Consider the following 20,687-nt stretch of genomic DNA (forward strand, 5'->3'; position numbering starts at 1 on the left):
CGCGAGCAGGGTTTAAAGAGAGCGGCATGTATATGCAAAAACACAAAGTCGGTTGCTTACCAGTCATAGCTAAATGAGTGGTCGTCGGGTTTATTTCCGATATCGCTTTTGTCTCGATTGCGGTGAGCCTTATTGAGTTACAAGAAGAAGTTGAACCTGAAGAAATCGAAGATGATCTATAACGATCCGGCATTATCATAGTATTTATAAAAAGATTAGTATTTATACAAAGGTTAGTATTGGCTAGTATTAACCTTTTACCTCCCCTCATTTCAAATAATCATCCGTACCGATCCAACATCAGCGCCGCAGTTTATTGGCTAGCATTTTATTGGCGAGCTCTGTCTCATACCATCCTAGGTAAAAAAGTGATCAGATTGAACATCGGGGAACAGCGAATGGGCATCTAACACAAACACGCATAAACCCTTCCATGGGGCTCCGCTGAGCCATCCTTGGCTCAGAGGGTTTGCTTATCAATGCCCATTCACTGATCAGAAAGTTTTCCAGACTGGTATGAGTTAATCGTACTTGCAACTCAAACTTCCAAGTAATCTTTCTCCTTGCTCAGCAGGGAGAAAGCAGCAACTCCGTGGTTAAACTTGGTATAGATTTGAAGCTCAGAGAGTATTTGAGTAAGATCCACGCACCATGAATTAGCGAGAACTCAGCGTGGCAAAGCGTACTCCAGTTATCCAAATTACTTCTTACGGCATTTATAGCCATTGGGATGCAAAATCCAAAGACCTACCAAAGATCAAAGAATTCACTCAGCAGGTCACCGCCGAAGAAGGTGTGGAGTTTGGTTTCACCATCAATATAAAAAAAGCCAAAGGAAAGTTGCTTGAGTTTTGTATCTATCACCCGGGCATCATCAACAAAAAAGGCAAAGTGCTTGAGCCTTTTGATGGTGAAGTATACGTGCGCAGTGACGATTGGAACTTCTACTTAGGTGACACCGTACAGTTGCTATGCCCGATTAACGGGCTGGAAAGTAACTTAGGCGAGTGGCGTATGGTGATGGAAATGGAAGGCAAAACCATCGCTGAGAAGAAATTTAAAGTCGTGGCGCGTGATGAAGGTCAGTTCTGGAAGCATAGAGGCTTTTGATAGTTATTTGTGTATTTTTCGTCATAAGATGACTATCATTTCGCATCAATAACTACGACAGGAAGTCATCAAGAATGCTGTCAGCAATGATCATCAAGCGTGGCGATATCGATAGAATCGCGACACGTTCAATGTTTTTCGGTGCCGGTTTCATTACCGCAGCTTGGGCAGCCATTATTCCATTTGTGAAAACCAACGTTCAAATCAGCGATGGCGTCATGGGGTTGCTGCTTCTCTGCCTTGGCATTGGCGCGTTAGTTGGTATGCCCGCAGCTGGTTTTTATACCAGTAAGTACGGCTGTAAGCGTGTTTTGCTAATCTCAGTGGTGGGCTTTTCACTGCTGTTTCCGACACTGCTGTTTGCCAACTCGATCGTGACTTTGTCAATGTTGCTGATCTGCTTTGGCATGTGTCTTGGCATCACTGACTGTACGATGAACATTCAAGCCGTGATTGTTGAAAAAGAGGCAAACAAACCTCTTATGTCGGGTTTCCATGGTTTCTACAGCTTAGGTGGCATGACTGGCGCAATCGTACTCACCTCAATATTGTCCGCAGGTTTCGCTGTTTCACTCGCCTGCTTACTGACATCACTGTTCGTTTTGTTGCTTTTGACTGTCAATAAGCCCGGTTTGCGCTCTGACACCTCACAAGAGCAAGGTCCTTACTTTGCTATCCCAAAAGGTTCGGTATTTTTCATTGGTGTGGTCTGTTTTGTGTTTTTCTTATCCGAAGGCACAGTGCTCGATTGGAGCGGTATCTTTCTAAGTGAATATCGAGACATTCCGGCCACTTCTGCGGGAATGGGTGTAGCGTGCTTCTCCGTTGCTATGACAATTGGTCGCCTGTTGGGAGATAAAGCGGTCAGCAAGATCGGCGCAAAAAGAATGATCGTGTTGGGTTCATCGGTAGCGATCATAGGATTTCTGGTCAGCTTGTCGTTTAATCACTGGCAAAGTGCATTAGTCGGTTATGCACTCATTGGTATTGGTTGCTCCAATATTGTTCCCATCATGTTTTCTGCTACCGGCAAACAAACTGCTATGCCAGAATCTCTGGCGGTGACCGCCGTTTCTACCGTCGGTTATGTGGGCGTTTTAGCCGGACCTGCCCTGATAGGTTTTGGCGCAGAGATTTATGGTCTTATTAATGCGCTTTATGTTGTCGTGGGACTGATTTTCATCGCGGTATTATTGAGCTTTAAGATCAGAGTGTAGAAAACTGATAAAAGCCACAGTCTATCGTAAGACTGTGGCTTTTGTTTTAACAACATGAGTAATAAGGTCGCTTAATTCGAAAGATTACCAAGTGTAGTTTAACGAAGCGTTAAACGAGCGACCTGCATTGTAATAATCTGCAGTGCCAGAACCAACGACATATTGTTTATCCGTCAAGTTGTGAACATTAACTGATAGGCTGGCAGATTTAGAAATACGGTAGGCGAAAGCGGCATCAAACAGTGTCGCGGCTTCACTTTTAGATGTGTTTGCTGCGTCAAAATAGTAACTGCCTACATAACGCGCACCTAAGCCAAAATCCATGGTCTGATTCGGTAATGTGTAGTATCCCCATAAGGACGCAGAATGGTGCGGTATATTCGCAAACTCGTTACCTTCAGGAATATCGTCAGAACGAACAACTTCAGTATCCATATAAGAATAGCCACCAGTCAGACTTAGATCATCGGTTAGCTCTGCTTTCATTTCCAGATCAAGACCTTTAACTCTGGTTTCACCCGCATACTGAGAAAAAGTACCATTCGGATTAACAACCGTAATGGATACATTGTTCTTCTCTAAATCATAAATAGCAGCAGAGAACAGCGCATTGATAGATGAAGGCGAATACTTCACACCCAGTTCAATCTGGTCACCACGCTCAGGTTCAATGTTCACATTATCACCCGGTGATGGCGGAGCGACTGATTCAGACTGGCTGATATAGGTTGACCACTCTTGATTGACTTTATATGTAAATGCAGCACGCAGAGATATCTCTGAAAAATCGCCGCTAGAACTTTGACCAAGTTGATAATCGTCTTTAGTCAGATCGATGTAATCATAGCGAGCACCAACAGTCAGAATATAACGATCATTCAGCGATAGGTTCTGCTGAACAAAGGCAGACTCAATGGTATAGTCCTGCTCATAATCTGCGTATGTCGATAAGCTCGTTGGTGCACCGCTATAGACCGGATTAGCGACATCGATACTCGTTGCTCCCGCATAAGCTGATAGGTTGTCACTCGTTGCATCACGATATTCCAAACCTGCAAGCGTACTGCTGTCGAGATGTTTAAAGCTAACATCGTACTGAAGAATCGTGTTGGCAATCAGCTCTTTTGCGGATGAATCAGAGGCCATATAACCACGGTCAACTTCCGTTCCAGATCCAGTTCTTGTGTCAGAAATATAAACATATCGATATTCATCTTTTACATCGCTATAACGTAAGTTCCCGCTTAACTTAAGACGATTAGTAAAATAATGAGAAAGCTGAGCAGTTATATTTGTACGCTCGACATCATGCTGATTAAAATCAGGTTCACCGTAAAAGCTGCTTCGATCATATTCTCTATCTTTAGGGTAACCGCCACTGTTTGGTGTACTATCGCGTTTCAAATAATCCACGATTAATGTCGCCGTTGTGTCGACTGAGGGCTGCCAACTCAACCCGCCCATAATAAGTTGAGAGTTATCTTTTGAATAGTCGTATTCGAGATCGCTGTCTTTAACTTTAGCGGTGAAACGATAAGCAACAGTGTCATCAGTATTTAACGTATCACCAAAATCCAGTCCGATTTCTTTGTTGTCGAAAGAACCATAAGACACATAAGTATTACCAAACTGTTCAAATTTAGGTCTTTTGCTTACAAAGTTAATTGAGCCACCAGGATCCGCAGGACCAAATAGTGTTGAGTTACCTCCACGAATAACTTCTACCCTTTCATAAGCATAAGGATCTTCTCGAACACCACGCATAGAGCCAACTGTCATACCATCTCGATACGTTGTTGCGTTATATCCGCGCATTTGAATGTAATCATTACGGTCATCGGTTTCATAATAACCAGTGACCAAACCCGGAGAATACTGCAAAATTTCTTCTGTTGTGGTGGCGTTACGCTGGTTGATCTCTTTTTCCGTGATCACCGAAACTAACGCTGGCGTATCATGCACGTTGGTTGCAACCTTGCCGCCAACCCACAGTTCTTCAGCAACCGTAGTATCGGCATCACTTGCCATTGGCTGTCCGTAAACCGTAATGGTGTTTACGCGATAAGTTTGGTCTTGTTGAACACTATCTTGAGCTTCTGCATAACCAGAACCTGAATAAGAAAGAACAGGAACGAAACAAAGGAGTAATTGCATCGCACTCCTACGTTCCTTACCACTTCTAATATTTTCCATTTTTAATAATCCTATACTGCTAATTTTTATTGTTATCTCTTACTATTGATAATGCAAACGATAATGGTTACCATTTGTAATTTAAATTGATATATAGTTATCAACCGATGCCGAGAGAGAAATCATCGAATGGAGTTACGCCACCTCAAATATTTTTTAGCCGTCGCTGAAACACAAAATATTCGTTTAGCAGCGCAGAAAGTACATGTCACTCAGCCAGCGATATCAAGAAAAATCAAAGAATTAGAAACAGAATTGGGCGTACTATTGTTTGACCGTTTACCTAAGGGATTACGTCTAAACCGCGCCGGGAAGATCTATCAAAAACAGCTAGGAGCCGTCATCCGACAAATTGATGATGCCAATGAGCGCGTTCGACAGTTTAGTCATACGGAATATGGTTCTCTTGCTTTAGGTGCCCATGACTTTGTACTGTGGGAAGGGCAGATTAATCAATGCATTAATCAGTTTCGCCATGATAATAATGATGTTGAACTGGAAGTGTATTCAGATACCCCAATAGTGCTGCAAAAGCGACTTGAGCTAGACCAAATTGACGGCGCTTTTCTGTATCATTTCGCTGAGTTGTCTTCGGAATACTCAGTACACCCTATCGCACAGGACAAGTTAGTACTGGCTTATCCTACCAGTTGGGGAAAAACCATAGCGCCCTCCACTTCGATTGAAGAGCTCAATCTTTTGCCTTCAGTCCGCTTGCCGAGAAGCGTTGATCCTTACTACTACGACTGGCAGGAAATACTGTTCAATGCAATAGGCTGGGCACCAGAAGTGACCCAGTGGGCGCATGGTGAAAGCACAATGTTGGGATTAGTGGCAGCGGGCAATGGGGTGGCTATTGTCAATGAACGGCACTTTAGCCGACCATCGAATATGCTTTGTTATACTCCGCTGGATGTATTACCCCACACATCACCACTAAACTTTGTGTATAAAAATACTTCTGATAATCCGGCTCTGATGGAGTTTTTGCAGCTACTCTCTAAGTAACTGTTGTCTTTGACGTATCCGTTATTTCAGCTTGTGCCGACCGATTGGAATCATCATTGGAATGTTGGAAACCGGATCAATGATGATGTGGTTGTTTAAACCAAATACCGCCTGAATAGTCTCACGGGTCAGCACAGTTGACGGCTGACCATGAGCATGAACCAGTCCGTTGATCATCGCCAGCAGATAGTCTGAATAGCGAGCCGCTAAGTTAAGATCATGCAGAACCATCACGATAGTGATCCCACGCTGTAGATTCAGATCCACCAGCAAATCCAACACTTCCACTTGATGCGCCACATCTAAAAATGTCGTCGGCTCATCAAGCAACAAGATATCCGTCTCCTGCGCTAACGCCATGGCAATCCACACACGCTGACGCTGCCCGCCTGACAGCTCATCAACTTCTCTATCTATTAGGTCAGTCAGTTTTGTCACTTCTAAGGCATTAGCGACCGCTTGGTCATCTTTACTGTTCCAACGAGACATTAAGCCGTGATGTGGATGACGCCCACGACTGACAAGATCACCGACAGTGATCCCTTCTGGCGCAATCGGAGACTGAGGTAATAAACCTAATGTGCGCGCCAACGTTCTCGTTGGGCTTTTATGTACCGATTTTCCATCAAGCAACACTTGCCCATGAGAAGGTGTTAACAATCGGGATAAAGTTTTTAACAGTGTGGATTTGCCGCAAGCATTTGCCCCGACAATTGAAGTAATTTTTCCGGGAGCAATCTTAAGCGAGAGATCTTTTACTATGGTTTTTTCTCCATAACCAGCAGACAACTGCTCTACCACAAGTTCATGAGCTTTGGTCACAGCGCTCCCCCTTTACGATTAACGCGAATAATTAAATAAATAAGATATGGAGCACCCAACGCACCCGTGATAACCCCAACCGGATAGCGGCTTGGAAGAACAAATTGTCCGATGTAATCCCCAGCCAACACCAGTATCGCACCAACTAGCGCAGCAGGAATAAGCAGAGTCCCGTTTGAGCCGACAATACGGGCTGCGATAGGTCCGGAAAGAAACGCCACGAAAGCGATAGGACCAGTGACAGCGGTCGCCACTGCAATTAACCCCACCGCACAGACAATAACAGTGACACGAGTAAAGGTGACGTTAACACCCAGCGCCGCAGCAGTATCGTCCCCCATGCGTAATGCTTCTAACGGCTTGGATTGACTCAGCAATAAGCCACCGAAGATAACCAGTGACGCCAACAACGACACACTTTGATCCAGTTGTACTGAATTGACACTTCCGGTTAACCAACGCATCGCCTCTTGTAAATCCCACGATGAGGCTTGCGACAAAAGGTACGCAATATAGCTTTCAATCATGGCAGAAACGCCGATGCCGACCAAAATCAAACGTGTGCCCGCCACACCATTTTTGTATGACAGACCATACACCGTCAGTGCAACAGCCAACCCCGCCACAATGGAGAAAACTGCAACGGCAGAGCCATCCATATTAAGCACAATAATGGCGAACACAGCGGCAGCGCTAGCGCCTGAGCTCACACCTACGATATCAGGGCTGGCTAACGGGTTACGTAGCATGGTTTGAAATGCGACACCCGCCAAGCCGAAACTCATTCCAACCAGTAAGGAAATTATCGCTCTCGGTAATCGCAAATGACCAACGGTAAAACTCGCACCGGGAATATTCTCGCCCTGTAATACCTGCCAGACAATAGATGGAGAGGTATAAGATTGCCCTAAAATCAGGGTTAAACACCAAGCGGACAGCGCCAAAATGGTTAAGCCAACCATGATCAACGTCCAGCGTCGCATACGGTGTTGACGCGCTGTTTTCACTCGTTGTAAAAGAAGTAACTCAGCGGACATCATAATTCCCTAACTCGCTGACGACGCACTATCCAGATAAAAAATGGTGCGCCAATAAAAGCCGTCACGACACCAACCGATAACTCACTTGGACGGGAAATGATTCGCCCAACAATGTCAGCTAGCAATAGCAAACTCGCGCCAGTCACCGCAGAGAAAGGCAACAGCCAGCGATGATCAACACCCACCAAAAGGCGGCAGAAATGCGGCACAACTAAACCGACAAAGCCGATGGGCCCACAAATTGCCGTTGTCGCACCACAGAGCAAAATAGCGCCAAGTCCTGCCGCACTTCGAGCCAGAACCACATTCTCACCCAAGCCAGCAGCGAGGTCGTCACCTAATGCCAAACTGTTTAATTTTCGCGCGGTTAACGCGGTAATCACTAAACCAACGATCAAAAAAGGCAGTACAAGTACGATGGTCTCAAATGTCGCCCCACCGACACCACCTATCTGCCAAGAACGCGCACCACCGGCAATATCATTGCGTGGTAACACAACCGCAATAGTAAAACAGGACAAAGCTGCTGACGTTGCCGCGCCAGCTAACGCTAACTTAAGCGGTGTTGCACCACCTCGCCCCATGGAACCAATAGTGTAAACAAATGCGGCAGTCAGCGCTGATCCTAGAATTGCCATCCAGACATAGGTTTGAATTTGATTCATGCCAAACCAAGCCAAGCCGATCACCACAAAGAATGAAGCGCCAATATTGACACCAAGAATGCCGGGATCAGCAAGTGGATTGCGAGTAACCCCCTGCATCACAGCGCCCACTAAACCTAAAGAAGCGCCAGCAATCACTGCCAATACGGTACGTGGAATACGCATAGCCACTGCGGCTTCACCTACGGTATCTAAGTTGCCTTGAACCGCACTGAAAATTTCAGTCCACGAGACTTCTCGCGTGCCTAACGCGACGGAAAGCAAGCACAAAAAGAACAAGACGATAAGTAAAGCAACAAGAGTCAACGAGCGTGAAACCTCAATCCCCCACAGCGAAAACTGATGGCTTTTGCAAATAGACATACTCATTGCGCTTTGCGTGCTGCCGCCGCTAACGCCTCAAGATAATCATCCAACACCCAAGAGATGGATAACGGCGTTGGATTGGCAGCAGTGGCTAACGACCCACCGCCTAACATCACTATCGAACCCCGCTTAACTGCGTTCATTTTCGACATCAGCGGATTGTTCTCAAGAGGTTTCAATAATTCTTCACCACCGTAGGTAACAAAGATATCGACATCGTTAAACACGTCGATTTGCTCAATACTGGCTTCACCAGAAAATTGCCCTGAACGACTCAAATCGCGAATGCTTTGTGATGAGACAAGATTTAAGTCACTGAAGAATTTCACTCGTGTATCGTTGCCCGTATAAAAGTGAATCACACTCAGATCCGTCGGATCTAAGTGGGTAATAAACATGGCTGATTTGCCTTTAAGTTCTGGATATTTTGCCGCTCGCGATGCGATGTCTTGTTCAATACTGGCAATCAAACGGTCACCTTGTTTCGCCATCCCCATACCCGCGCTATTAATACGGATCATACTTCTCCAATCTGTAGACCAAGGTGCATTAGGGTATGCCACTACTGGTGCAATCATACTCAGCGTTTCGTAATCGGAACGACTCAAACCAGAATACGCCGCAAGAATCACATCCGGTTGCGTCGCGGCAACCGCTTCAAAATCGATACCATCACCTTCATCGAATAGCGTTGGCGTTTGTGCGCCCAGTGCATCTAGCCGTGCTTTCACCCAAGGCAGAACGCCATCACCATCATCATCACCGAATTTCGCGGCAGCAAAACCAACCGGTACTACGCCCAACGCAAGAGGTACTTCATGATTAGCCCAAGCGACTGTCGCAACGCGCACTGGCTTTTGCTTGATGGTGGTGACACCAAAAGCATGCTGAATTTTAATGGGATAGGTAACGTTATCGTCTGCCCAACTGATTGTGGAGGTTAAACAGAAAAGTAAAACGGTAAAAACGGCTTTGAGTTTCAACATACAATTGGCTTCGGTTTTGGCTTCGACTTTATAACAGCGCCATCTCATCGAGATGAAATTTGACTCTGTCCTATGAGTTAGAACATGATAATGCAAACTAATATCAAATGATACTAGGTATCATTTACAAATAGTTTATGACTGATAACCAATACGAAACTATAAAAGCAAGAGAAAGTATACAATGACTCAAATATCAACACTGGAAGAATTAAGAGAGCTCTATAGCACACCTCACCCACTGGCTGTGGCGAAAGACATTAAGCACATTGACCAGCATACTCGCACTTTTATTGAAAACAGCAGACTGTTTTTTCTCTCGTCTACTCATCAAGATGGATTTTTAGATCTTTCTCCCCGCGGCGGTGACGCAGGCTTTGTCAAAGTATTGGATGAAAAAACACTGGCATTCCCTGACAGCCCGGGCAATAACCGTTTAGATACCTTAACGAACCTTATCACCAACCCCAAAGTCGGCTTGCTGTTTATTGTTGCTGGCATCGAAGATGTCGTGCGAGTAAAAGGTACCGCGTCTATTCATCTTGATGACGAGATTCGAGAACTCTGTCTTGACGGCAAAACTAAGCCAAAATTAGTGGTTAAAGTCACTGTTGACTCTCTGCTGTTCCACTGCCCTAAAGCGTTAATGAAGTCCAAAATCTGGAACAATGAATCCTTTGTAGAACGAGAGTTCCTGCCTTCTCTGCTTAAGATTATTCAAGATCAGCAAGTCGAGAAAGAACAGCGCGGTGACTAACCGTTCTGTTCGCTCTATGAATTTTGTTCGCTCTATGGCTGATTAGCTTATAGCAAGTAATCAGCCACATTTACCGGATCTATCTGCTCAGGCTCTAAAAACTCTTTGGCGTAATCCATATAGACACCTGAGTTAAGAAACAAGGCGAATAGATCCGCATCAATATGCTTGTCCTTTACCATAAAGCTCATAATTTTTAGTGACTCTGACAATGTCTTCGCTTTTTTGTATGGACGATCTGCGCTAGTCAAAGCTTCAAAAATGTCCGCAATCGCCATCGCTTTGCCCGCAAGAGGGATATCATTTTGCTCGAGTCCCTGCGGATAGCCTTTTCCATCCAATTTTTCATGATGGCTCCCAGCTATAAGTGGGATATTTTTTAAGTTGTTTGGGAACGGTAATGACTCCAGCATCATTATAGTTTCTATAATGTGGTCGTTAATGATAAATCGCTCTTCATCATTGAGTGTGCCGCGCTCAATGCTAAGGTTATAAACCTCACCTTGATCATTCTTGTACTGCCGAGGTTGCAAGTGGAAACGTGCATCACGAGTTTTATTGTTTTCCCAGGGGATATGATGTGACGCTTTATCCGACAACAAAGACTCGGTGACTGGCAACTCACTGGATTCATCACGATATCGTTTCAACTCTTCATATCCGAGACCTAATGTTGAATCCAGAGTGCGTTGCCATGTTTTGCCAGCAATCGTTTGAATACGCTGTTTGTACTCGTCACTTAGAAATTCATTACCTTCATTCATTTGAGCGATAAAGGCAAAATCGTCATCCAACTGACGCCATATTTCCTTCACTTTTTCTTTTTGATCAGCCGCCAGTTCACCAAAAGCCTGCTGATAAACTTCGATTTCAGCATCTCTTTTCAGCACCTCAAAACGGGTTCTGACTTCATGAATACGGTTATAAATGGTTTCCAGTTTGGTCGCTTTATCCACGACATACTCTGGTGTTGTTACTTTGCCACAATCATGAAGCCACGATGCGATATGCAGAGCTTCCTGGTCATCGGCCGTCAGTGAATAATCCCTAAACGGTAGTAAATCAGATTTAGCCGCAGCGCCAACTAAGCGCTCCGTTAAAACAGGCACACGTTGACAGTGATTCCCTGTGTAAGGCGACTTGGTATCGATAGCACCTGCAATCACTTTAATGAAAGCTTCTAATAGTTCCTTTTGCTCTCTTAGATGCTTTTTGCTTTCAATCGCCAGTGAGGTATAACCGGTTAACACCAAAGTTAACGGTAAGGTTTCGTTCAATATCGACTGTTTCTGCTCATTAAGATACGCAAGATTTAAACAGCCAATACACTTTCCATCTCGGTTATACAGCGGCACCATCATCCACCAGACTTCTTCTGGCAAACGCAGCTTTTTCGCAAATTCAACAGCGTTTTCGTAAATCAGATACTCTTGATTGGTTACCTCTGAATACATCTGGCTTACTTTTTCATTACCATCGAGGTAGGCAAGTGAGACATCATTTTTGTCTTTGGTTTTGCCATCCCAATAAATGTGAGCCTCTAAACGATCGTGTTTTGGATTCCAGATCGATAGAAAAGCACTTTGTGCTTGAGTGACCTTAACCAAGCCTTCACTAAGAACAGACTGAATTTTCAGTGAATCTTTTTGTTTCGAGATGGTTCTCGTCATTTCAAAGAAGTTACGAATGGTAACGTTCATACCCTTTAATGCTTTGTTAAGCTCAACAATTTCTTTAATACGACTGGTTTTATAATTCGGGGCATCAAACTTGAAGTGACTGATATCTTGTGCATTTTTGGTCGCTAAGCGAATCGGACGACTAATAAATTGCGCCATAATGTAAACAATCGGTAGCACAAGCAAAGCCAGAATAAATGCCGTCGCTATCGAGTCATGTCGAATTGTCGCGGCCTTGTCTAACAATTCGACTTCTTTGATAGCAAAAAGCAGATAAAAGTCTTTATCGCCTATTTTGGCTACCGGAAACACTTGACCGAACCACTTTTCACCTTTAATTATTTCGGTTCTCAAACCTTTTCCCACCAAACTTTCATCCAAAATGACCTGTCTAATATTTGGAAAAGGTAATTGGTCAATAGTTTCTAACTCACTTAGCGAGATACGATGATGATTGCCCTCACTGAAGGCATAAATATATCGTTGGTTTTTCTCAAATAGCAATCGAGTGGAAGGATGATCCTTAGTATTACCAGCTAGCACATTCGAGACGCTAGACAACAGTATTTCAGCAGCAATGACAGTCCCGCTTTCCGCTTTCTTTTGTACCGTGACTCCGATTTGTTGCTGAACTTGGAAAAACCTTGGTCTTGCTAAACTGATTTCATTGTTTTTTGCCTCTTTGTACCAAGTTTCTTCGCGCGCATCTAACCCATAATTAGCGATAATTTGTGAGCCAAGTACTTTTCCTTGTGCGGAAAAAAAGAACAATGTTGCGAAACCCTTTTCATAAGAAGACATAACACCAAATTGCTCGGCATCTTTTGGTACAGGAACATCTTTCATCCACGGAGATTGGGTGTTTTTGAAAACCGCGAGGACATCCCCGTTACCATATCCGACAAAATAAGCGTTCACACTCGATTGGGTATGTAATAATTTTTGCAAAATAGCGATATAAGAGATTCTATCGTCTTCAAAATTTTTGTTAGCAAGCGAGGTCAGTTCTAAGGTGCTAATCGCATTCATGGCAGGCTGAAAAACGTTTTCGAAATCACTTTTTGTCGTCGTCGCTATTTGTTCAAACAGTGACTGGTTGGCTTCGAAGATGATGTTGTCGATACCTTTAGAAGAGGCCCAAATTTGCAGTAAACAAGAACCCGCGACCACACTAACAAACATCACCGATAAATGAATGTGAAGTGGCATAACCAATCTCGAATACCACCGTTTCTCAGTCTTCTTCATGACAACTTTCCTTAGTACAACATTTTGTAAAGATAGACTATTTCTACTTCTCACAAGTAGGAATTATCTCATCAGTGAACGGATTAATATGGTACAGTTCGCAGCACAACTACATTTGTGCGGTCATTAAACGTCTAAACACCATGCTAAACCCTAAGCTGATTACTTTACTCCCTGATTTAGCAACATTTATCTTAATTGTAAATGAAGGAAACTTTACCGCGGCTGCTCACAAGTTAGGCGTTACACCTTCAGCATTAAGTAAACTGATTACTCGTCTGGAGCAAGCTTTGTCTGTGAAGTTGTTTGAACGCACGACGAGGAAACTCACCATCACGCAGGCTGGGCAGAAAATTTATGACCAGTGTTTGGTGATGATGAACGCGGCGCAGCAAGCCGTGGAGCTGTCAAGTTCAGACCATACTGACGCGGCGGGTACGTTAACCATCGCAGCGCCAGAGGCTTTTCTGAACTCGGTGTTACAGCCACTCGTCGTCCCATTTCTCAAACAATACCCAGAGATCAAGCTCAGACTCAGAGCGGCTGACGGTGAAATTGATCTGTTCAAACACAATGTAGACGTGGCGTTTAAGCTGACTGATAAACCGGACGAAAACTTGGTACTCAAGGAACTGGCCAAAACCAATCTGGTGTTGTGTGCCAGTTCTGAATATCTCAAACAAAGAGGGATACCAAAACACCCAACGGATTTGTCGAACCACGATTGTCTCTATCTTGCTGAAACCGAGCATGATCATATTTGGAGTTTTCTCAAAGACGACGAATTTCACACCGTGGCAGTAACTGGGCGTTTCGCGGTTAACCAATCACAGATACGATTGAACGGTACAAAAAACGGTTTGGGTATTGGAATATTCCATGACTTTGTCGTCCAAGATGCGATAGCCAATGGCGAAGTGGTCCAACTGTTGCAAGAGTGGACAATCAAAAGTAACTACCACGGCGCGATTGCGATGCAATATGCTCAAACCAAGTATATGCCTGCGCGCTTGAGAGTTTTCATCGACTACGCACTTGAACATCTGCGCCCAAAACTCAACCGTTAACATGATACGAGGACACCATGCTAAAACGAATTCATCATGCTGCGATTATTTGTTCTGACTATCCTCGCTCAAAAGCCTTTTATGTGGATGTTCTCGGGTTAAAAGTCATTGCTGAGAATTACCGAGAAACCCGCCGTTCTTACAAACTTGATTTGGCTTTGCCTGACGGCTCGCAAATTGAGTTATTTTCATTTCCCGACGCACCTGTAAGACCAAGCTATCCAGAAGCTCAAGGTCTACGCCATCTGGCATTTTGTGTGGATGATGTCGCGGCGGCAAAACAAAAGCTTGAGCAGCAAGGAATTACGGTAGAACCGATTCGAGTGGATGAATTTACTGGCAAACAGTACACCTTTTTCGCTGATCCTGATGGCTTGCCACTAGAGCTGTATCAAAGTGAATAGCGGTTACCAGTAAATTGACGACACTTTTAACCCTATCTTTTATCTTAAATATCAGTGGGCTGTTGTTTGACTTTGCTTAAATCTGCGTCAAAACTTTATGCAATGGAAATTGGATTACTGAGAAAGTTATGTCAGATGAAAGCCCGCTGTGGATACCTAGTGAAGAGAGAGTTCAAACTTCGAACCTTCAACAGTTTATCCAACATATCAATATGCAAGGTGAAGCGGTTGAAAGCTATCAACAACTCCATCAATGGTCTGTGGCTGATAAGAAAAAATTCTGGCTCGAAATCTGGCAGTTCTGCGATGTAATTGGTTTTTGTGGCAATTGCATCTACGGTGAAGGTATTGCACGTTGGCAACAGTTTCTACCCGCGCGAGACACCATTTGGTTCCCGCAAGCCCAACTCAATTACGCTGAGAATCTGCTTTCTTACGCTTTCCAAAAACCCGAAGGCATTGCTATCTGGTTCAAAAATGAAAGTGGGCAAACGAAAAAGCTCTCGTGGCAACAACTTAGCGATCAGGTTTCCGTTGTTCAGCAATGGCTGACGCAAAACGGTGTCATGAAAGGCGATGTCGTGGCGGCATGTCTGCCTCATATGCCTGAAACTGTGGTGGCAATGCTGGCAACAACAAGTTTAGGCGCTATCTGGGCTTCCACCTCACCATCCGATGATGTGACAGAGACAATCGCTAAATTTGAACAGATTCAACCTAAGATCTTGTTCTGCTGCAACGGATACAGTTTCAACGGTTCAAATCATCTGATGGAAGAGCACAACTCCAAAATTGTTCAATCCATTGAAAGTATTGAAAACACCTGTCAAATTGAGTACTTACAGCAGCGTGAATACAGCGTCAATTTCAACGACACGTTTTCAGATTGGCAGTCACTCCTTTCCAGCTACCTTCCTCGTGGACTCACTTATGAGCGCATTGGTTTTAACGATCCACTATTTGTTCTCTTCTCTGATGAGACCTCGTTCTCTAATACGAAAACGGTTGTTGGTGATCACCAGCCAACAACGGCAGAACCGACGCCGCCAAGATGTATCACCCACAGTGTCGGCGGTACTGTACTCAACCACTTAAAAGAGCATCAATTGCATTGCGACATCCAACCCGATGAGCGAATTTTAGTTAACACAGAATGTGACTCAATGATGTGGAACTGGCACATCTCCGCACTAGCAAGTGGCGCAACATTAGTCATTTACGACGGATGCCCACTCTACCCACAGCCGAGTGCATTGTGGGAACTCATCCAAGAAGCGGAAGTGACGCTATTAGCTACCCCAGCGAGCTACTTACAAACTCTAGAGAAAAAAGCCTTTGCGCCCGGCAATTTTTATTCTTTAGCATCACTCAAAACTTTATGTTCAACAGGTGAAATGCTCGATGCAGAGCAATTTGATTACATCTACCATCAAGTGAAGCCCGATTTACATCTTTCGGTAATGTCGGCAGATTCCACCATCCTTGGAAATTTTGTCATCGGCAATCCGATTTCGCCAGTGTACAGCGGAGAGTGCCAAGGCGCGGCACTAGGACTGGATATCGATGTGATTGGCACAGATGGTCAGCCAGTGTCATGTGCCGTTGGCGAACTCGTTTGTAAAAACAGCTTCCCTAATCAGCCTATCGGGTTTTGGCATGACGATGGCGAGCAATACCATCTCGCATTTTGGAACAATAACGATGGTTTCTGGCATCAGAGCAGCCAAGTCGAAAGAACTCGTCATGGCGGAATACGCTGTTATGGCTTGAACAAATCCTAATAGTAATACCGTGCTAGAAATTTCCGATCAGTGAATGGGTATCGATAAACATACCCGCTGAGCCAAGAATGGTTCAGCGGAGCCCCATGGAAGGACGCCCTTATTTTTGCAGAACAACCAATAACGTATTGCGGTTATCAGAACGAGGAAGCAGTTCAACGCTTCCTCCATGCAATTTGGCAATATCTCTGGTAATCGACATTCCAAGCCCAGCGCCGTCACCTTTCTCCGTGTTAGCACGATAAAAGTTATCAAACATTTTTTCACGCGTTTGCGCTGAAATGTCTTTCCCCGTATCGCAGACAAAGACTTTTACTGTCTCTTCTTGTTCGTCCAGTCTGATATTGATTTGCGAGCCGTCGCCAGAATAGCGCATGGCATTATCGAGAAGATTGGTGAGCAAAATTCGAAGTAATGCTTCATCACCTGGAACTTCAACATCACCACCTTCAAAAGAGACATCTTGTTGACGCTTAAGAGCCAGAGGAACACGCTCTGCAATCACAGACTGACAAAGTTTAGTAAGGTCAGTAACGCAGAACTGCATCTCATGAATGCTCTCTACTTTTGCCAGAGTTAAAAGTTGGTGAATCATGCGATCGGTTCTATCGATACCTTGCAGGATATTGTTTAAATCCGATTTCAATTGTTGCTCGTTTTGACTCATCATGGCGTTTTCAGCGTTAAGACGCAGTATGGTTAACGGTGTTTTCAGCTCATGAGCCGCCATTCGGGTAAAACGCTTCTCGCGCTGCCAGGCTTGATCAAGTTCGCTGAGCAGAGCGTTAAGTGCAGACACCAATGGTGATAATTCCTGAGTCGGATTCGCAACATAAATACTGTCTAACTTATTAGCATTGCGCTGAGCAATCGCCAGTTTAAGCTCTGATATTGGTTTAAAATGTTTATCAATGAGCAGCACCATAACCAGCGCCAAACACGGGATAAGGATCAACTGAGGTAAAGCTGTTGACAATGCCAGTTCATAGATCATTTCATCACGAATCGACTCCTTTTCAGCAACAAAAATATATTCGTGCTTAGTATTCATCGTATTCGGAAGTGGTAGCTGGAAATATCGCCAAGACTCATTTTGCACATCCATGTAGCCAAATCCAGCGTATTTAGCATCATGCTTCAGGTCTTCGATTTCAGGAATGGAACTCCAAATCAGTTCACCGGCAATATAGAATTGGACGAGAATGTTCTGTTCATAAGGATGACCAAAAGGTGTTGGGTCATCATCATTCTTGGCTTGTAAAGCAATGCGGTTCATCCAGTTATCAAATAACTCACGCGTGTGATCAGACAGGAATGGTTGTTCTGAAATAGGCATACTTAGAAGCAACATTTTAGCCGACTGACCTAGACGAGCATCATACACTTCTTCAATTTCATGTCGTGACGAAGAGAAGCTAAATATCAGAGAAATCAATATCAACACAGTACTGAGCAGAACCGTTGATATGGTTAACCGTTTCTTGATGGAGAAAGTTGCTGCCATTTTATTTTTCAATGATATACCCCACGCCACGGATATTTTTAATCAGGTTATTGGGTACCTTTTTGCGCAAATTATGAATGTGCACTTCAATCGCATTATCACTGGCACCTTCATCCCAACCGTGTAACGATTGTTGCAGTTGATCTTTACTGAGTACTCTTCCTGCATGTGTCATTAAAGCGGTGAGCAGTTTAAACTCGTTATTGGTTAACTTTAGCCTATTACCATCAAATTCAACCGCTTGCTCCGCTAAAGAGAGCGAAAGCTGCCCAACAACAATGCGTTCGTCACAATATCCTGATTGACGACGGATCAATACTCGCAATCGCGCCATCAATTCTTCCAGTGCGAATGGCTTAACGAGGTAATCATCTGCACCGCCATCTAAGCCTTTAACTCTGTCTTCGATATCGTCCCGTGCAGTGAGTATCAGTACTGGTAAGGTAAAACCCGCACGACGCAGGTTGCGCAGAACCACCAGCCCATCAATGTCCGGCAACGTCAGATCCAAAATCACCGCGGAGAATTGCTCTGTTCGCATCGCAATTTCTACACCACCGCCTCTATCTACCCAATCAACGGTATAACCATGGCGACTTAGCGAAGTCACCATGGATTGTCCTAGTAATGCATCATCTTCAACTAACAGCAACCGCATGGTTATTGGAGTTCTCCTAATAATTTCGCTATTTCCCGCTGACGTCCTTGATCGGCAAGCGCGCGGTCAGGGCGGGACGGAGCCTTCTGTGCTTTGGTTAGATATTGAATGGCTTCTTTTTTTCGCCCACCTTGCGCTAAGAAATCGGCGTAAAAGTAGTTAGGATCAATGCCATCTGGGTTAATGTCTAACGCTTTACGCAGCATCTTTTCTGCCATCTCATCGTCACCAAATCCAATTGGCCACCCCGGTACTTTGTAGTATAGCGAACCCAAACTGGTATACGCTGAACCACTTAACGTTTCTGGAGCCTTGTCAATTACTTGCTCCAAAAGTGCTTTTGCTTCTTTGACCAAAGAGAGTGCCCCTAAACCACCATCAGCTCCTGCAAGCGACGACTTGTTGATTGTTAGCCAAACTTTCAACTCTTGGCGGGTTGGTTCTTGCTTCAATGCTTCTTCGTTGCGCTTAACCAAGTTTTCTAAGCAGTAAATCTGGTTATCTATATCTTTCGACTCATACTGACAGACTGCCCACTTATTCTGAATCGTGATTAACGGATCCGCTCCCACAGCAAAAGCGGATGTCGTGGCAGTAAAACAAATAGTAGCAGCTAAAGTTGATAATAAAACTTTCATAATTTGTCCCTCAGTTACTTGCCATGCACTTGATTAATAAAGTGATGAATAGTGTCTTGTTGTTTGCGAATAGAGCTGGAAACCACAGCAGGAAAAATTTGGTTGATGCGAGCAAATAACTTTTCTGGCCAACCAATCCAACGTGCCGCCTGCTCTTTTTCTAATATGTCGATCACATGCTTTGCCACCACGCTAGGTGAATCGCTTTTATTGCCAAGCTGCTGATTCATCTGATTGACAAGCCGGTCATTTAGAGCGGTATCTGTCGCCCGGGGCGCAAGATAAAGCGTGCGAATACCCGAACCATCAAGCTCTCTGTCTAATGCCTCACTAAAGCGCTGCAAACCTGACTTTGCCGCACAGTAAGTGGTATAACCGGGAAAACCAATCGAGCCAAATGTCGAACCTACATTAAGAATGATGCCCGGAAGGTTAATCCATGCTAGAGCGGATTGACTCAGTAACATGGGAACCAACAAGTTCAAGCGCATTTCGAGCTCAATGGAGGTAGCATTTCTCTGCGCAAGAAAACTGAACTGGTTACAGCCAGCATTGTTGATCACAACATCGATACGCTGCCCCTTGAAAGAAAGGTTTGCACAGGTTTGTTTGACCTGTTCAAGCCCGGCATCAGTCGACAGATCGGCAGCCAAAATTTCATGCTGATGCGAAAATGCTAAGCTCTCTTTCAGGGCTTGCAGCTTATTGCTATTTCGCGCCACTAAAAGCAGTTTCGCACCTTTAGCTTCGAGTGCTTTCGCCACTTCTTTGCCGATGCCACCCGAGGCACCCGTTAGCAGTACGCGTTTATCTTGCAATTGCATAATCGTTCCTTAAGCCGCATTCTTCAGCGTAACTGGAGTAAGATCTTGCAACATTTGTCCATAAAGCTGGTACACCATGTTCGCAGAATCGATGATCGCCGCTTGGTCTTGTTGGTCGGTAATTTTGTTCATCAAACTCTCAAACAGTTGGATATGGTCTTGGTCCAATACGCTGTGTGAGGTTAGATAGCTCATTGCGCTGTCGGGTAGATTCAGAGTTTGTTTCACCAAAGCCGCCACTTGCCCACCGACGCCAACACTTGTGCCTTCCAACACCCAAACCATGCCAAAAAATGCCATAGGATTGCCACGGTCAATTTGGTGGTATAAATACGCCGTCATTAGCTCGATAGCAGAGCCAACGCGACCATTACCTTTGTTCTCTCTCACCGCATCAGCATTCGCGCCACAGGCTTTAATGTCATTTAAGATCCATTCATGATGACCTTTCTCTTCCTCGATATATTCACCGATAGCCTGACGCAACCATTCGTATTTCTCAGGTAAACGACCACCGCAAGCCATCAAAAGTGGAACCGTATGTTTCACATGATGGAATGCCTGAGTGAGAAAACTAACGTAGGTATCGAGGTCAATTTCACCGCGGGCACAAGCGGCAAAAATAGGAGCTTGTAGCATCTGCTGTTGAGCGACTTGAGTTTCTTTTTTAAGGGTTGCAAAAAATGTAGTCATGGCTTTTTCCTCATCATTCTAATAATC

The 20,687-nt window shown here is 44.5% G+C and carries 18 protein-coding genes and 1 pseudogene; 8 read left to right on the plus strand and 11 right to left on the minus strand.

Annotated features, from left to right (window positions below; translation table 11 throughout):
* The 3 genes and pseudogenes from ACK5MF_RS05065 to ACK5MF_RS05075 form a co-directional block, all read left to right on the plus strand.
* A pseudogene (locus tag ACK5MF_RS05065) lies at positions 1-182 on the plus strand (acetoin utilization protein AcuB); the annotation flags it as partial.
* Positions 183-672: 490 nt separating this feature from the next.
* Positions 673-1,110: a DUF3859 domain-containing protein gene (locus ACK5MF_RS05070; protein WP_416919988.1), complete on the plus strand. Its 438-nt coding sequence runs from the start codon at positions 673-675 to the stop codon at positions 1,108-1,110.
* 74 nt (positions 1,111-1,184) lie between these two features.
* Positions 1,185-2,327 carry an MFS transporter gene (locus ACK5MF_RS05075; RefSeq protein WP_416919990.1) on the plus strand — a complete coding sequence of 381 codons (1,143 nt, stop codon included), beginning with the start codon at positions 1,185-1,187 and terminating at the stop codon, positions 2,325-2,327.
* Positions 2,328-2,411: 84 nt separating this feature from the next.
* Here ACK5MF_RS05075 and ACK5MF_RS05080 read toward each other — a convergent pair whose 3' ends face one another.
* Positions 2,412-4,481 (minus strand): TonB-dependent siderophore receptor, encoded by a 2,070-nt coding sequence (locus ACK5MF_RS05080; RefSeq protein WP_416919992.1) that lies wholly within the window; start codon positions 4,479-4,481, stop codon positions 2,412-2,414.
* 168 nt (positions 4,482-4,649) lie between these two features.
* On the opposite strand from ACK5MF_RS05080, the gene ACK5MF_RS05085 reads away from it, so the two are divergent.
* Positions 4,650-5,528 (plus strand): LysR family transcriptional regulator, encoded by an 879-nt coding sequence (locus ACK5MF_RS05085; protein ID WP_416919993.1) that lies wholly within the window; start codon positions 4,650-4,652, stop codon positions 5,526-5,528.
* 21 nt (positions 5,529-5,549) lie between these two features.
* Here ACK5MF_RS05085 and ACK5MF_RS05090 read toward each other — a convergent pair whose 3' ends face one another.
* Genes ACK5MF_RS05090 through ACK5MF_RS05105 form a run of 4 tightly spaced genes read right to left on the minus strand, consistent with a single transcriptional unit; the run spans position 5,550 to position 9,407 of the window.
* Complete coding sequence (locus tag ACK5MF_RS05090; protein WP_416919995.1) at positions 5,550-6,350, minus strand: ABC transporter ATP-binding protein; 801 nt, start codon at positions 6,348-6,350, stop codon at positions 5,550-5,552.
* Entirely contained in the window at positions 6,347-7,387 is a 1,041-nt protein-coding gene (locus tag ACK5MF_RS05095; protein ID WP_416919997.1) for a FecCD family ABC transporter permease, read from the minus strand. Before ACK5MF_RS05095 ends, ACK5MF_RS05090 begins: the two co-directional genes overlap by 4 nt.
* A complete protein-coding gene (locus ACK5MF_RS05100; protein ID WP_416919999.1) occupies positions 7,387-8,418 on the minus strand; it encodes a FecCD family ABC transporter permease in 1,032 nt (343 codons plus the stop codon). The genes ACK5MF_RS05095 and ACK5MF_RS05100 overlap by 1 nt, the downstream gene beginning before the upstream one ends.
* Before the next feature lie 2 nt (positions 8,419-8,420).
* The gene (locus ACK5MF_RS05105) at positions 8,421-9,407 is read right to left on the minus strand and encodes an iron-siderophore ABC transporter substrate-binding protein (RefSeq protein ID WP_416920001.1); all 987 of its coding nucleotides are present in this window, start codon (positions 9,405-9,407) and stop codon (positions 8,421-8,423) included.
* Between the two features lie 184 nt (positions 9,408-9,591).
* Between ACK5MF_RS05105 and ACK5MF_RS05110 the strand changes: the two genes are divergently transcribed.
* Positions 9,592-10,164 (plus strand): MSMEG_1061 family FMN-dependent PPOX-type flavoprotein, encoded by a 573-nt coding sequence (locus tag ACK5MF_RS05110; RefSeq protein ID WP_416920003.1) that lies wholly within the window; start codon positions 9,592-9,594, stop codon positions 10,162-10,164.
* A 47-nt stretch (positions 10,165-10,211) separates the two neighbouring features.
* Here ACK5MF_RS05110 and ACK5MF_RS05115 read toward each other — a convergent pair whose 3' ends face one another.
* Complete coding sequence (locus tag ACK5MF_RS05115; protein WP_416920005.1) at positions 10,212-13,091, minus strand: HD domain-containing phosphohydrolase; 2,880 nt, start codon at positions 13,089-13,091, stop codon at positions 10,212-10,214.
* A 143-nt stretch (positions 13,092-13,234) separates the two neighbouring features.
* On the opposite strand from ACK5MF_RS05115, the gene ACK5MF_RS05120 reads away from it, so the two are divergent.
* From ACK5MF_RS05120 to ACK5MF_RS05130, 3 genes are all read left to right on the plus strand, one after another.
* Positions 13,235-14,158 carry a LysR family transcriptional regulator gene (locus ACK5MF_RS05120; RefSeq protein ID WP_416920054.1) on the plus strand — a complete coding sequence of 308 codons (924 nt, stop codon included), beginning with the start codon at positions 13,235-13,237 and terminating at the stop codon, positions 14,156-14,158.
* A gap of 17 nt (positions 14,159-14,175) precedes the next feature.
* Entirely contained in the window at positions 14,176-14,562 is a 387-nt protein-coding gene (locus tag ACK5MF_RS05125; protein WP_416920007.1) for a VOC family protein, read from the plus strand.
* Positions 14,563-14,690: 128 nt separating this feature from the next.
* Positions 14,691-16,343, plus strand: a complete 1,653-nt coding sequence (locus ACK5MF_RS05130) for an AMP-binding protein (RefSeq protein ID WP_416920009.1) — start codon at positions 14,691-14,693, stop codon at positions 16,341-16,343.
* A 100-nt stretch (positions 16,344-16,443) separates the two neighbouring features.
* On the opposite strand, the gene ACK5MF_RS05135 is transcribed toward ACK5MF_RS05130, so the two are convergent.
* From ACK5MF_RS05135 to ACK5MF_RS05155, 5 genes are read right to left on the minus strand one after another with little or no spacing between them, the layout of a single operon-like run.
* Positions 16,444-17,859 carry an ATP-binding protein gene (locus tag ACK5MF_RS05135; protein ID WP_416920011.1) on the minus strand — a complete coding sequence of 472 codons (1,416 nt, stop codon included), beginning with the start codon at positions 17,857-17,859 and terminating at the stop codon, positions 16,444-16,446.
* A complete protein-coding gene (locus tag ACK5MF_RS05140) occupies positions 17,849-18,505 on the minus strand; it encodes a response regulator (RefSeq protein ID WP_416920013.1) in 657 nt (218 codons plus the stop codon). Before ACK5MF_RS05140 ends, ACK5MF_RS05135 begins: the two co-directional genes overlap by 11 nt.
* 2 nt (positions 18,506-18,507) lie before the next feature.
* The gene (locus tag ACK5MF_RS05145; RefSeq protein WP_416920016.1) at positions 18,508-19,143 is read right to left on the minus strand and encodes a tetratricopeptide repeat protein; all 636 of its coding nucleotides are present in this window, start codon (positions 19,141-19,143) and stop codon (positions 18,508-18,510) included.
* Between the two features lie 14 nt (positions 19,144-19,157).
* Positions 19,158-19,967 (minus strand): SDR family oxidoreductase, encoded by an 810-nt coding sequence (locus ACK5MF_RS05150; RefSeq protein ID WP_416920018.1) that lies wholly within the window; start codon positions 19,965-19,967, stop codon positions 19,158-19,160.
* A gap of 9 nt (positions 19,968-19,976) precedes the next feature.
* On the minus strand, positions 19,977-20,660 hold the full coding sequence (locus ACK5MF_RS05155) for a TenA family transcriptional regulator (protein ID WP_416920020.1): 684 nt from the start codon (positions 20,658-20,660) through the stop codon (positions 19,977-19,979).
* Positions 20,661-20,687 lie beyond the last annotated feature (27 nt).

This window comes from Vibrio sp., assembly GCF_047973365.1.
GTDB lineage: Bacteria > Pseudomonadota > Gammaproteobacteria > Enterobacterales > Vibrionaceae > Vibrio.